The organism is Acinetobacter sp. Tr-809 (assembly GCF_011753255.1).
GTDB lineage: Bacteria > Pseudomonadota > Gammaproteobacteria > Pseudomonadales > Moraxellaceae > Acinetobacter.
The window spans coordinates 329430-344761 of record NZ_VWVZ01000002.1 but is presented as its reverse complement, the minus strand read 5'-3'; the positions used below and the strand labels follow the sequence as shown (position 1 = coordinate 344761).

10 protein-coding genes are annotated in these 15332 nt (G+C 42.1%); all 10 read right to left on the bottom strand.

Annotation, left to right across the window (positions count from 1 at the left end):
* Positions 1-117: 117 nt before the first annotated feature.
* Positions 118-1395, bottom strand: coding sequence for a type VI immunity family protein (locus F3J02_RS05710; RefSeq protein WP_167248094.1), 1278 nt, complete (start codon positions 1393-1395; stop codon positions 118-120).
* 11 nt (positions 1396-1406) lie between these two features.
* Entirely contained in the window at positions 1407-2405 is a 999-nt protein-coding gene (locus tag F3J02_RS05705; RefSeq protein ID WP_167248093.1) for a hypothetical protein, read from the bottom strand.
* A gap of 2 nt (positions 2406-2407) precedes the next feature.
* Positions 2408-5248, bottom strand: coding sequence for a type VI secretion system Vgr family protein (locus tag F3J02_RS05700; RefSeq protein ID WP_167248092.1), 2841 nt, complete (start codon positions 5246-5248; stop codon positions 2408-2410).
* A 294-nt stretch (positions 5249-5542) separates the two neighbouring features.
* Entirely contained in the window at positions 5543-7795 is a 2253-nt protein-coding gene (locus F3J02_RS05695; RefSeq protein ID WP_167248091.1) for a TonB-dependent receptor, read from the bottom strand.
* A gap of 149 nt (positions 7796-7944) precedes the next feature.
* Complete coding sequence (locus F3J02_RS05690) at positions 7945-8916, bottom strand: siderophore ABC transporter substrate-binding protein (RefSeq protein ID WP_167248090.1); 972 nt, start codon at positions 8914-8916, stop codon at positions 7945-7947.
* Positions 8917-8920: 4 nt separating this feature from the next.
* Entirely contained in the window at positions 8921-9691 is a 771-nt protein-coding gene (locus F3J02_RS05685; protein ID WP_167248089.1) for an ABC transporter ATP-binding protein, read from the bottom strand.
* Entirely contained in the window at positions 9688-10638 is a 951-nt protein-coding gene (locus F3J02_RS05680; protein ID WP_167248088.1) for an iron chelate uptake ABC transporter family permease subunit, read from the bottom strand. Before F3J02_RS05680 ends, F3J02_RS05685 begins: the two co-directional genes overlap by 4 nt.
* Positions 10635-11579: an ABC transporter permease gene (locus tag F3J02_RS05675; protein ID WP_167248087.1), complete on the bottom strand. Its 945-nt coding sequence runs from the start codon at positions 11577-11579 to the stop codon at positions 10635-10637. Before F3J02_RS05675 ends, F3J02_RS05680 begins: the two co-directional genes overlap by 4 nt.
* On the bottom strand, positions 11570-13348 hold the full coding sequence (locus tag F3J02_RS05670) for an ABC transporter ATP-binding protein (RefSeq protein WP_167248086.1): 1779 nt from the start codon (positions 13346-13348) through the stop codon (positions 11570-11572). Before F3J02_RS05670 ends, F3J02_RS05675 begins: the two co-directional genes overlap by 10 nt.
* Positions 13342-15267 (bottom strand): ABC transporter ATP-binding protein, encoded by a 1926-nt coding sequence (locus F3J02_RS05665; RefSeq protein WP_228284328.1) that lies wholly within the window; start codon positions 15265-15267, stop codon positions 13342-13344. The genes F3J02_RS05670 and F3J02_RS05665 overlap by 7 nt, the downstream gene beginning before the upstream one ends.
* Between the last annotated feature and the right edge of the window lie 65 nt (positions 15268-15332).

Sequence of the window (15332 nt, the reverse complement as noted above, 5' to 3'; positions counted from 1 at the left end):
ACCAGACTTCTTGGTTCCTGCTTGTTCATTCTGTTTACCCTTACCTTCTTCTAGGGCGATATCTTCAGGATAAGGGAACAAACAAAATAATTTACAGGCTCAGTTTCATTCAGAGCTTTAGTCATCACCATCAAATTGCCAGTAAACCTCGCCCCAATCACTTTTGATATCTGGGAATAGGTCACCTTGTTCAAAGTGCCTGCGTGAGTTTACTTGAGCAACGGTAAACCAATAACCCGATTGTGGGCATTTTTCACCAGCCCTAATAGCTAACTGCGTATCCGCATTGGAACTATGACTCTCTAGGTTTACGCGTTTCCCTTCAGGCCATGTACTGTCCTCATCAAAACGGGCAATCCACTGTGGCGAGCTTTCTATATCAAACCTAGGATTAGGGTCATCATCCCAAGCATCTAACGTGGTTAGCTTTAATTCGTTACATCGAATTGGTTTTATCAACTCATTGGCCATGACCAATAAATCAGGTACACCCTCTTCAACAGGGTAAAGTGACAAATCACCTAAACGTATCCATAGACTGAATTTATGAGTATCCGTTGGGTCTGGTAGTTTAGTAATTTCAATACGTGGGTCATTGAGTTTTGAACGAATTTGCTCTTCTGTCAGTCCTAGTTTTTCAATCCAATAAGGTGAAAGCAAGAAGCACCATGTAGGGGTACGAAGACCAGCAGATAAAGCAGATGAATGAATATATCCATCAGGATAGTCATGAGAAGTACTCATTTCACTTGGATGATCAATATCCAAGCCATAAAAGTAATCACTAAAAATTCGCTCTACTGTTTCAAACTCAGGAGAAACCATTGGAAATTGAGTTGTATTACCTATTTCATAACCACTATAGGCTTGAATCGGATTGAGCTTAACTAGGCATTTTTCAACAAAACCATACCATTGCTGTCTATGTTCTCTATACCATTGATCCCCAAATGATAGCTTTAGACTCGAATATCTTAAACCGTTGTCCCTAATATTACTTTCTAAAGCCCAACGTGCACTTTGAATATCTGAATCACCAGTTGTAGCTGCAATAAAATAGACAGAGTACTTTTTATAGCTTTCATGCATTTCATCTAGCAACTCCTGTCGGGTTCGTTGCCATTTCTCAGCCTTTTTCCATGTACTTGTCTTATGTCTATATTTAAGTTTGAATGGCTTATCTATAATCTTAGCTTCAAACTCTTCATAAAGATCAATCACCTGATTAGCAATAGCTTCCACGCCATCTTCTTGATGGTAAACATAAAAAGTAATATAAGGGGTAATACCAAATTCTTGGTCATCTTCACCATAAATAATAGACGTATTCTCACGCATGTCTCTGGTTAATTCAAAAATCTCTTCATCACTTAAAAAAATGTCAGATGTACTCATGAGTGAAATTCCTAACGTGTTTTCTGTGTTCTACTTGGGGTAGTTGGTTTTGAATCTTTATGTTCTGTTGGGGATATATCCTCAGGATAACGAAACAAAGACAACTTAAAACCTTCACTTGCTGTCACCTTACTAGCTTTCTTAGCTTGGGCACATTGGTCTTTTAAATCTTTGTAATTATCAAATTGAGCTTTTTCAATTTTATCTCCCTGAAACTTAATCTCCACCAGTGCAAAGATATTGGTCAAGGTTAAAGGCTCACCACGATATTCTGGAATCACAATATCTGCACCGATAGTATTTTTCCCTTTATAAGGCATCGGCCAAAATGGATTGATATCAGAACCAGAACGCTTTAGCCGTGTTGCCCCTGCAAGCTGTGGGGGTAAATATTTTCTAGTCTTTGCATCATATCCAAAACACACTTCGGCCTTTAATGGACTTTTCCATTTGACAAGCTCATCCATGAACTCAAACATAAAGTTCACGGCAAGCTGCTTTAATCTCACGATGATATATTCGTCTACATTTGCACCTGCAAGCTCTTCGGCGGTCATCTTCAATAACTTGGCTACAACATCCACCTTGTTTTTGGGAATAACATCTTTTAACTTTTTCCCCTTCTGTTTTCTCAACTGAATCATAGGCAACTGTTCAGCTTTTTCACAAACCTGACTAATGATCTGCCGAAATGGGATTTTCTGTTTAATCGCCCCCTGAATCACTGCACTTTTCTGCTGCGGCCTCCCTGTTGCCTTTTTGGTACTTTCTGTTTGCTTGTCACCAGTGGTTAATGTCGTCAACAGGACTTTTTCTTTTTGCTTATCAATCTTATCTGAAATTTCCTGCCCAAGATCCTTCATGATCTTTTTGATTTCTTCTTTAGCCTTTTTAATATTGTCCTGATAGTTTTTCACCTCACCATAAGCATTAGAAGCTGTACGGTATATTTCATATGCGGTTATTGCATATCCTGCCAGTTCAACAACGACAATAATAGCTGGAAGCATCGTTACTCTCCATCCAACTCAGATTCTAGTTTTTTTGATTTTTCTTCTAATTTAGCTTCCCAGTTTTCAGTCAATCGTTCGCTTTCTCTCATCACTGATTTATATCCAATAACTCTTTCTTTGGTTTGTGTAATCACTTGCTCCGTAAAGCCCTGCTCGTCTGTAACCCCCTCTTTTAATAAGTTATTCTTACTATCATGTATTGAATACTTATAACCTTTAAAGTTACGACCATCTGCTTTAAATAGCTGATATTGAGCTGAGTAAGGTGGCTCAGCAAATTCTAGTTTAGGTAATTGGGGTAAATTGCTAGAAACCTTAGCCCCACCCATAAACAAATGCTGCCCTGCCTTAACCTCAAACTTGCCACCCGTGGTCGGAAAAATCCCTGAACCATTCAACTTAAGTTGCGAACTCTGTGCAGTAAATACAATTTCTTTAGGACTGGTGATCTGAATCTGACTTTCAGTAGAAATAATCTGAATACCTTGCTTGGCAAGTAAGTCCATCCCATCTGATTGGGCATGTACCTCAAACTTACCTTTGGCAGCCACCTGCTTAATCCCATTCTGCGCAGCAAACAGGCTGATCTTGTTCTGAACATGGGCAACCAGATTCTTTTGCGTACTCAGATTAATACTATCGCCCGCAATCTGATTGATCTGTCCATCCGCAGAAAGATGGATATCTTCACTGGTACTCAGACCAATCCCCGCAGGTGAATTTAACAGCAATAAAGCTTTTTCAAATTTGGCAATCTTGTCCTGAATCTGATCAGCAAAGTCTTTTAACTGTTCTAACGATTCAATTTCATCCGTTTGTTGATTCTTGGCAACTTCACTTAAAGCTTTGGCATTGTTCTGGTTGCCTTCAAGTTGCTGTTTAGCTGGCTGTGCATCCAGATGCTCACCCTGTGCCTGATCCTGCTTTTGTGTGCTAACAAGTAAGCCTTGTCCAGCACGAACCGCACCCCATTGGTCAGTACGTAGTTCAAAGCCTTCACCACGATCTTCACTTTCAGCCTTGTCTTTCGGATGACTCAGTTTACCCAAGTTGAGTTGGCTGGCGGCATGACTACTTTGCAGTTGCGCACTGATTTGACCCGTGGTGTCATCAAAACGCAGTTGGTTAAAGCCTTCACCTTGATATTCTTTGGACTTGATCCCTGCCAATTTCTTGGTATCAGGCAGCTGACCTGTATGATCGAATTTAGTTGGACTGCGTTGTGCTTCATGAATACGTCCAACAACATAAGGACGGTCAATATTGCCATCAAAGAAGTTGATCACCACGATTTCACCAATCCGCGGCAAGAATCGTGCACCATAGCCTTCACCTGCCCACGGTGTCAGTACATCCACCCATGCAGAATCGGTATCATTGTCATTGGCGCCTGCACCGCCATCATGACTGTGATCATCGGCTCGGGTAAACAGGAATCGAACTTTAATCCGTCCCCATTCATCCACATGAATTTCCTCACCGCTTGGCCCTACGACTTTAGCGCGTTGTGGATGTGTTGCAGGTCGATGCTGTAACGGGTTGTACTCAGGAACTAGACCAATATTACGTCGCTGCAATATCAATTGATTGGCTTGACGTTCATCAGATGCCCCAAGCTGGAAAGGGCTACTTTGCCAATGACTTTGTTGTAGCAAAGCCATCACTTGATCATTTAAATCTTTAGGTAAGTTATTTTGGTTATAAAAGCTTTTTGAGCTGATCAAGAATTCTTTATCTGCACCATCATGCTGATCAATTTCTGGATGTTCAGTCAGTTCAAACCAATAGCCGACATGTGTATCGCGCACAGTCGATGTCGCAACAAATTGCTTAGCCTGTGAATCATAATATTGGCTTAAGGTTTGATTCAGTTTTTCAATTTGCGCATTACCTGCTTTGGTGGTGCCATCTTCACCCTTTAAATCTTGAATCCATGCAGGTGAAAAATGCCATGCCTGTTCTAGGGCAAGCTGTTGGCTATCATGTTGATCACTATGCTGATGTTTACTCTGAACACTGCCTGCGCCTTCTTCTTGCTCCAAGGCATCGGCTTGCCAACGCTGTACATGCACTGCACTCGGTTGTAGTGAGCGTTGTGCAACAAATGCCGTGATGCTGTCCTGTGTTTCTGTGGCACTACTACGATGAAAGCGAATGTTACGGCGGTCTAAGGCTTTATATTGATTATTGTCATCGACTAATCGGAGTTTCTGTGGCTGAATTTTCTCACTTGAACTCGACACTTTAAGTTGTGCTTCATCAATCAGCCAGTTAATCCCTTCACTTCGCAGCAAACGCGTCAGAAAATCATAATCCGTTTCATTACTCTGCATGATAAATGGGCGGATATCATATTGTTTGCTTAAGCCAGTTAAATCCAAGCTTAAACTGGCAGCAAATAATGGACTTTTGCTCTGCCATTCTTGAAATATGGTTTGGATGATATCAACCACTGATTTCGCCATAAAAACACGGCTGTTACGACGATGTTTCCATAATGCTGTCGGATCTTGTACACCAAGTCGATAAATCGTCAGTGAACCATCACTCGCACCAACATCAGCTTGAGTAATAATGCCTGTAATACGTGTAAGTTCAGCTTTATCGGTCACAATATCAATTGCGACTTGACTGCCAATAAAACTTTTTAAAGGAATGACCGCACTAGTCGAAAGGCAAAGTAACTGTAGATCAATGCCATGATTCAGTTGATGCAGACCATCAATACGTTGCAAGAAAACTTGGCTATTCAAAGATGAATTTGAAAACTGGGCATGAATGGCACGTTTCTGTGCTGTAAGCCCCAAACTCTCTAGAGCTTGAAATATATTATTCAACATCTTTTTTTTAGAGTATCTATTTAAATTTAGCGCATTTTACTCAAATTATCGATTTCATGTCCATACAGAACCGTCTATTTATGACAATTTACGTCACATTTTTGTTTAGTTTATTTTAATCAATCTGCCTTTCTCAATAACTGAGTTCAGTCAATGTACGCATAATTCATTGTTTTAAAAAATTAATCAGCTTTTTAACTAAAATTAAAAAGCTGATGAGATAAATCACGACAAGAGCTGAGTTTATGCTGCAATCGATCAATTGCTAAAACCCTTGTTTTTAGCTGTCATCGACTAAAAATCAAAAGATGCCGAGAATAGGTATGTCCGTGGCGCGCCTAGCATTAAACTGGTAAATTGAGGCATCGACCAATAGGCTTTATTGGTCAGGTTTTCTACACTCCCACGGAAGGTAACAGGAAACTGAGCAATTTGAGTCGAATACCGTGCTCCGATGCTATACACCTCTCGGCTAGGGACTGATATCGTATTAATCCGATTAATATATTGTTTAGAGGCAGCAATTGCATTTGCGGTTAAAGTCAGACCCGGTACATAGTCAATATCCCCTTCTAAACCTAATTTTGCTTGCATCTTAGGTACACCAGTTGCCATATTGCCAAGCTCATCGGGGTTTTGTGTTTTGGTCAGTTTAGGTTGAATATAAGTTACACCGCCCATCACACGTAGCCCTTGTAATGGTGCTCCCCAAAATCCCCATTCAATCCCACGATTTCTCTGCTCACCATCAATAGAGTAGATCGGCTTTTTACTGCTGTCCTGATTCGGGGTCGAATAACCACTTGGTGTTTTAATTTCATATACACTCAAACTACTGCTAAAGTTTTCGACATCAAATTTAAGCCCGACTTCTTTTTGTTTGGTTTTATAAGGTGAAAAAATTTCACCATAGTTTTCAAAATTTGAGGACGCAACTCCACCTGAACTTAAACCTTCAATATAGTTGGCATAAAAAGAAAGATGAGGATTGGCTTTGATCAATATCGCTGCGGCGGGTGTCCATGCACTTTTATCATATAGACCATTTAGGTTACGTACTCCGTTTGCGTTCAAACTTTCCGTAACGATATTCTGATGACGTATGCCTAAAGTCATTTGGAGCTGGTCTTGGGCAAAAGATAAGGTATCGGCTAGACCATAACTGGTTAAGCGTTCTTTGTTGCTAAAAATCGGAGCTACAGCCGCTCGATCTGGCTTTGTGCCCCAATTCGGCTGATAAATATTGGTTAAACGATCAGTTTTAAAACCTTGACGAATCCCGAACTCATCATCAACCTCTCGATAGTGTGTTGCATTGAGGGATATGGCATGCCCAATATTGCCTGTATTGAACTTTCCGCGTAGCCCCACTTCTGCCGATTTGCGTTCATATTCAAAACCTAAGTGTGCAATATTAAAAAGGATATCTCCTGCTTCATTCTGGATTTCGCCTTTTGCTGCGCCTAAAGTACTGTATTCTGTCTTACTCATGCCTGCGGTGGCATATCCCATCCATTCAGGGTTGAAATCATATTCCCCACGTAACATGAGCCCCTTGTCTTTGGTGTCAAAAAAAGTCCAGGTTGGATTCAATAAAGTTTTAGGATTGGGTGGATTGGGAACCTTCACCCCAGTTTTCAACGTCACACCACGATTAATCCCATCATTTTGATCTTGACTGGTATACAGATCTGCTGAAATTCGCGCTTGTTCACCTCGCCAATCCAACCCCAAAGACATTAATTGTGTCTTTTTATCTTGATCATCTATAGCACCTTCCCCATCTCGATAAACGCCATTGAATCGAACACCAAATGCCTGATTTTGGCCAAAACGTCTGCCAATATCCAAATGTCCACCAAATTGAGCATTAGACATATAACTTGTGGTCAATCGATTAATTGGTGTATCCGTTGCCCGCTTAGGCACAAGATTAACATTGCCCCCCAATGTCCCGCCAGGTGGCATACCATTTAACATTGCCGAAGGTCCTTTTAATACATCGATCCGTTCAAACATTTCTGGCGATGCACGGTAAAGTGGAGCAATACCATATAGACCTCCAAAAGCAGTATCTTTACCTGCGGGCGTACTGCTGGAGTTAAAACCTCGGATGGTATAACTTTCCGCGATAACCCCAAAGGCACCTGTTGAATAAACAGAAGGATCAGTCGCAACAATCACATCGGTAATATCCCGTGCTTGCCGATCAGCAATATATTTCTCGGTATAGCTGATGACACTAAACGGGGTGTCCCGCAAGCTTTTATCGCCTAAAAAACCAATCTGACCTTGCGATGCAATTTGCCCGCCTAAATCGTTCTGGTTTTCTTTGTCGGCCTGAACCTGAATGGTGGCTAATGTCGCGATGTTTTGATCTGTATGTGCTATTTTTTCTAAATCCTCAGCATGCAGTGAGTTCAATGGAAAAAGTCCCAAACCCAGCATGATTTGACTGATAACCAAATGTTTTAATTTAAATTGAGGATGATCATTTCTACGTTGTTTAGATATACGGATACTTGGGTAAGGCATTGAATTTTTCATGGTTTTAAGCTCCTTTGGCTTTTTTTGAGCATGACTTTAGACCACACACTTTTTTTGATTAAAAAGTATGTTCATCAAGAAGATTTCAATCGGTGGTTTAGGCTTTAGACTGAAGCAAGCCTCGCAATGGGATGCGTTAAATTATTGCCTCATGGTTGATATCCTTTGATCACATCATCGATCAAGATATGCATCGCGGTCGGACTCGCGGCCGTGGTGTACCAAGCATCGGCATCTACAAAAATGACTTTTCCAGTTTTCCATGCTTTGGTTTGACGTAATAAGGGGTTACTGACATTGTCTGCATTGATCGTGGCTCGATGTTCCATCACCGCAGTTCGATCTACAATAAATAGAATGTCGGGATCAGCCTGTTTAATAAACTCACTGGAAATCGGCTGTCCATGCAAACTGGTATCAGCCACTGTACTGGCAGGCTTTACCCCCAAAGCATTAAAGACAAAGCCATAACGTGACTGCACCCCAAAATTACTAAATGCGCCATTGTTATGTAAAACCACCAAGGCTTTTTCAGGTCGATCCGCGGTTATTGTGCGTACTTGTGCAACTTTGGCATCTAATTCAGCAACTTTTTCAGCCGCCAATTCCTGTTTATTAAAAATCTGCCCCAACGTCTGTAAATGAGCTTTAATCATTTCAATATGATGCTGCTGGCTATTATTAAAATTAATGTCATAGTGCAGTGTCGGAGCAATTTCACTCAGTTCTTTATACTTATCTGCTTGCAATGGCGTCATTAGTATAAGGTCGGGTTTAAGCGTATAAATCCGCTCCATATTGGGCTGCACAATTGACCCTAGATCTTGCACATTGTGTTGATCCCGATACTTTTGCAGAAAGTGCGGGATAAAATCTTTAGGCATGCCTGCAATCGGAACCGCAAGCTGATCGAGAAAATCGGCTTCATTCATATCCAGCACTGCAACACGTTGCGGATAATACTCAATCCGTGTTGTACCTAATTGATGTTTTACAAGAATCGGGGCTTCCCGTTTTTGTTCAGTCTGAGATGATGCTGTCGGTGGTGGATGACATGCTGACAGTAGAATTGCAGCACTCACTGCACCTGCCAGCCCCCATAATTTGATATTCCTTTTCATATTTTCAAACTCCAGCTGAGTTGAAGTAATTGCACATATAGCCGCGTGTGCTGTTGCTAATTTCAAAATCAAGTTCATACAAATCAGTTAAGCGCTGTTCTGTCATCACTTGTTGAGTTGGACCGCTAAAACGAAGATTGCCGTGTTTTAATGCGACAATATGATCTGAATAATTGGCTGCAAAATTGATGTCATGTATGACTAAAATAATCGTACGCCCCTGCTCGTCACACAAACGTCGCAAGGCTTGCATGATCTGAACAGCATGCTTCATATCTAAATTATTTAAAGGTTCATCCAAGAGCAGTACATCGGTTTGCTGTGCGATGGTCATGGCTAAAAAAGCCATCTGTCGCTGTCCACCACTCAATTCATCCAGATAAGAGCTGCGAAGTGCTTCCAAGTTTAAAAATTGAATCGCCTCATCAACCAGATCTTGGTCTGTTGCTGTCAGCTTGCCGTGGCAATATGGAAATCGGCCATATGCCACTAATTCTTCAACTGTCATTCGCAGCTTAAAATCAGGTGATTGACGCAGCGTGGCAACATGCTTGGCATATTCTGCAATCTTGATCTCTGCAATGTTTTTCTTCTTAAACAGGATCTCGCCATGATCAGCCCTAGATAAACGAGCCATCATCATCAGTAAAGTTGATTTACCTGCACCATTCGGACCGATCAGTGAGGTGATTTGTTGTGAGGGGAATTCAAGATTGAGGTTGGTAATGACAGACTTATTGCCATACGATTTATGCAGGTTGTGAATTTTAATCATGTCAAACCTCTGGCACGAAGCATCAGTGTTAGAAAATAAATACCGCAGACCAGATTGACCAAAATACTGACCGTGGTTTTGTAATTAAAAACATGCTCAACCAAAATCTGAGCTACAAGAAAAATGCTAATCGCGATGACACATCCCACTGCCAAACTAAATTTATGCTTGAGATTGCCGACAAGCGCATAGGCTGTGTTGGCAATAAACACGCCCATAAATGCGGTAGGACCAATTAAACTGGTCGAAATTGCAAGCAATAAAGCAATCAATGCCAGATAAAATTGCATCGCTTGATGATGATCAATTCCTAAAGAAATCGCTTGTTCACGCCCTAAAACCAAGACATCTAAAGTGGCTAACCTTTTGCGTAATAATAAAAAGATCACCAGTACCGTCAGAGCGGCATAAATCAGTGTTGTGGGCTGTACACGATTAAATGAGGCGTAACTTAACGCTTGGAAAACTGAGAATTCTCCGGGGCTGATTTTGAGCTGAACAAACTGTGTTGCAGTGCCCATCACCATGGTCAATACCAAGCCAATCAGCAACAGCTGAAACACGTCCATCTGCTCACGTGTCAATAGATATCGATGTATCAACCATGAATAAAGCAGCATGACCAAGATCGAGACAAAAAAATGCCCCTCTACCCCAAACCAAGACAGTGTTTGCGTTCCCATCAGAAACAGCAGCATGACCTGCCACAATAAGTAAACTGCTTCATAACCCATAATGGAGGGCGTCAAAATACGGTTACCGACGAGGGTCTGAAATATAATCGAGGAAAATGCAACACAGATGCCGCCCAATATAATCGTAGCCAACCGTAACAGACGTTTAGGAATAACATGGTCAAAATCAAAGCCTGAACCCATAAACACAAATCCAATCGCCAATCCAATCGCCACGACAATAATTAAACCTAATTTTGTATTGTTGTTCATGTGCGAAGCCCTCTCAAAATCAATATGAGAAAGACCAGACCACCGACACCGCCAGCGGTCAGCCCAATTGGGATTTCAAATGGATAGAGAAGGCTGCGTCCAATAATGTCGCAAAAGAGCAGTAAACAAGCGCCACTCAGGGCCACGATAGGCAATGTTTTGGCAAGATTCTCTCCATATTTCAATGCCACCAGATTTGGAATCACCAAGCCAACAAAAGGAATGGCACCGACGGTGATAACCGTGACGGAAATGGTAATTGCCACCAAAAGCAAACCGATTGTGACCGTGCTTGCATAATCAAGGCCAAGGCTCGTCGCCATCTCCTCGCCCATACCAAGCACTGTCAAACGATGTGCAAAGACATAGGTCAATATGACTACAAGAAAGATAATGAAAATGATTTCATAATGGCCTTGTACTACACGGGAAAAATCACCGAGTAGCCAAGCTTGCATGCTTTGTAGAATATTATTTTGATAAGCATAGAATTCGGCCAATGCACTCAGAACACTGCCATAGATCAAACCAATAACTGGAATCAATACGGTGTTTCGAAATCGAATACCACGGATGATTGCGATAAAAAGTACACTGGCCAACAAGCAAAACAACATTGCAAAAATCATTTTCGTAATGAGCGTTGCTGTTGGAATTAGTGTTAAGGAGATCAGAATGCCGAGCTTTGCTGCATCCAACCCTCCAGTTGTACCAGGTTCAACAAAGCGATTACGCACAATATGCTGCAAAATTACACCACAGATCGATAGACCAACCCCAGTCAAAATAATGGCAAGCAAGCGAGGAATTCGACTCGCAGTCAAGGTCAGCCAAACATCACTAGACTGGCTAAACAATGCTGCCCACTCTAGCTGCTGAGCACCAATCAAAAGTGAAAGGATGCACAGCAGACAAAAGCTAATCACTAAAATCAAGGGCATTGCAGTTGTCTCGCAACTTGAGGGGCTTGTCCAATCTGCCACCCTTTAATCATCTGGCTTTGTTGCAAATAACGTGAATAATGCCCCTGCATCAAACGTAATTGTTGAGGGGTTCCTTGCTCAACGACTTGCCCCTGATCCAACACAATAATCTGATCTGCAGCAGCGATTGTTGCCAACTGATGTGCAATCACCAAAATGGTTTTTTGACCACGTAGCTGATTCAACAACTCACAGATAATGGCCTGATTTTCAGGATCTAAAGCTGCTGTCGCTTCATCGACCAAGAGAATAGGCGCATCCTTAATCAAAGCACGGGCAATCGCAATCCGTTGTCTTTCACCGCCAGATAAGCGTACACCACCCTCACCAACCAGCGTGTTAAGCCCCTCAGGCAAACGGGCAAGCATTTCTGCGATTCCCACCTGCTCAACCACCTGCATGACTTGATCATCTGTTGCATTCGGGTTACCCATCCGAATGTTCTCTTCAATACTGCCTGCAAACAAATAATTTTCTTGGAAAATCTGACTGATCTGGCCTATCAACTGCGTATAAGGCAGTTGCTTTACATCAACACCACCAACCAGAACCTGTCCTCGGTTTGCATCAAAGAAACGAGCAACCAATTTAGTTAAGCTGGTTTTACCTGAACCTGATGCCCCAATCAGTGCGGTCATACTGCCAGATGCAACTCGTAAATCTACGCCTTGCAATACATAAGGCTGATCATCTTGATAGCGGAAATAGACATCTTTAAATTCAATCGAGTGATCACACAAGGGTTGAAAAGCTTGGGATTCGTGCAAGGGATGTTCGTTAAAAATAGCTTGTATTGCCGCAAGTTGGCTCTTGGCATGACGTAAAACCTCGCTATAACCAGCAATCTCAAGCAAGGCATCAACAAATCGGCAAATCAATAATAAAGAAACACCCAGACTGGCAAATGCAGCCACGGTGGTGGTATCAACGGCTTGAAAAGGCAACCAGAATACAACCGTCATCAACATCAAGATGAACACAGCTTGAATCACCCAGATATTTAAAACGGCTGCACAGGATGACAATATGATGAGTTTTAGACCTGAACGACGTTGCTGCCTGATTGCATCGTCTAAAAAACGCTGGCTATCGCCTTCTCCATTAAAGGCACGGAAAACCGATTGAGCCTGAGCAAACTCCACCATCCGTTGACTTGTTTCAGCAAATCTTTGTTGATAAACCTGATCGCTATGATGCGCAATTTTCGAACTCAACCAGAACACCACGACCATAATCGGAATTGCAATGAGTGCGATCAATCCAAGCAGGCTATGAGTCAGCAATAAAGCAATGACAATAATCAGTGGCGTAACTATGCCAGTAATTAAGGGGGTAAAAACGTGTGCAGGCAGTTGCGCTACAGACATCATGCCCTGCGTCACCAGATGATTAAAGCTTGCTGTATTTTGCGGATTAAACCAGCCCACCGCTAAGCCAGCGACATGGTTGCCAAGACCTAAACGCGCACGTTCTAAAACGGCAATCCCCACCTGTATGCCCATCTGCTCTACAATCCGTCGGAGCAACCAACAGAGAATGACAGTGATCACCAATACACTCAGCCACAGCATAATTTGATCAAACTGTCCGAGTAATAATTGTGACAAGATAAAGGCCAATAGCAGAATGCTCACACCACAAATCAGGCCATAGAACACGGTGATGCTGATGTAACGATAAAAAACAGCTATGTCATCGCCCAATAATCGAGTAAAGGTTTTTAGCATGTCTCTGCTCCTTGTAAGCCTGAGGCATGTTTTTCAGTATGTGACCATAATTGGGCATACAAGGCTCGGTTGTTTAACAGTGCGGTATGTGTTCCATGTTCAATCACTTTGCCTTGATCAAGCACAATAATCTGATCCGCATGCATAATCGTATTCAAACGATGTGCAATCACTAAAACAGTTCGCCCTTGTGTCAGAACTGCAAGTGCCTCCTGAATGGCAATTTCATTTTCGACATCTGCTGCCGCTGTTGCCTCATCTAAAACCAGTACTGGTGAATTCAACAAGATTGCCCGAGCAATCGCGATTCTTTGCCGTTCACCACCCGATAACTGAATATCGTCACCCACAATCGCAGCATATTGTTTAGCTTCAGCCATAATACGTTGATGCACATTTGCAGCTTTTGCAGCCTGCTCAATTTCTGCCTGAGTCGCAGTCGAGCGCCCAAGTGCAATATTCTCAGCGATACTGGCATGGATCAGTCGCGTGTCCTGTAACACAAAGCCAATATGCTGATACAGCACAGAGGGCGCAATTTCCCGAAGATCAATACCACCCAATGTGATATGCCCTTCAGTTGGGTCAAAAAATCGTAATAGCAATTGGGCAATGGTTGATTTCCCAGCCCCAGAAGGCCCAACAATTGCGGTAACAGTGTTAGGCTGAAGCGAAAAACTCAGCTGAGAAACCACAGGATGCTTTGCATCATAGGCATAGCTGACCTGATTAAAACAAATCTGACTGTCTTGAATTGGTAATGATTGCTGCGGTGAAACAACGTCTAATATAGGTGTTTTTAATAGTGTTAATACCCTCTGTGCCGCCCCCTGACTGGCATGTACATCATGCAACAAGGTATGCAGCAATAGCACAGGCGCAGAAATTGCGGGTGCGACCAATACAAAAGGTAATACATCAAGCGGATGTGACCAGCCTAAATAACTGAATAAAGCTGCACCAATCAAAACAACACCCAAAATGGTAATCGGTGAAATGAGTGCGTGCGCATGCGCCATAGACTTTACGAGTGGGCGAGTAAAGGATTTAAATGCCTGAGCAAATGAATACACAGCTTGTTGATAAGAAGCAGAAGCCTGCCCCGTCTGGCCAAACGTTTTTACAATCGGAATTGCATGAATAAACTCAACCGCAGCACTATTAATATGCCCAAGTTGCGTTGCAAACTCCTGAATATTACTTTCACTGGCATGTAATGCTTTGCGTAAAAAAAGGAAAAAGCCCACAAATGGCAACAAAGCCAAAACAGCCATACGCCAATCCATCATGAATAGAAAAATGGCAGCGATTAAAATCGTGCCGATGGCTCGACCAAATGCTGGGAAAAAATGTGCCGTTAAACTATGTAGTAGACCAATATCATCCTGCATCAGTTGTTTTACTTCGCCAGAGTTTCGACTTGTAAACCAACCCAGCGGAACTTGAGTCAACCGTTTGGTAATTTTTTGGGTCAATAAACCGGTAATTTTATGGTCAGCCAAATGGGCAATAAACTCACTGAGCGTGATCAACAACATACCGATTAACAAACAGCATATTCCCAGCACAACCCAAGTGACGGTATCGGCAGTGATTTGTCCTGTCTCTAAAATACTGATATCGACTGAAAGTGCTTTGACCAGATAAACAACACCGATCACAGGAAGCAAACTTAACATCGCCCCTAGCACCGCAGTCAATGAGGCTAAAACTAAATACCCACGTATTGGCTTTAATATGAAATTTAAAGGATTGGAATCTTGGAGCCGACCTTGTTCTACACGACTTGCACACATAACAGCATCAATCCTGTGTTTGCTCATTTTTTCATTCAAGCTTTGCTGCTCATCTTTCATACCAACAAGCGGCAATCGCCCATAAATACAAATGAGAATTAATATCAATAGATTTAGTTGCATTGTAGTAAACTAATTCAATAAAGTAAACGATTTGACCCCCTAGCAATGTCATGGCAACATGAAAA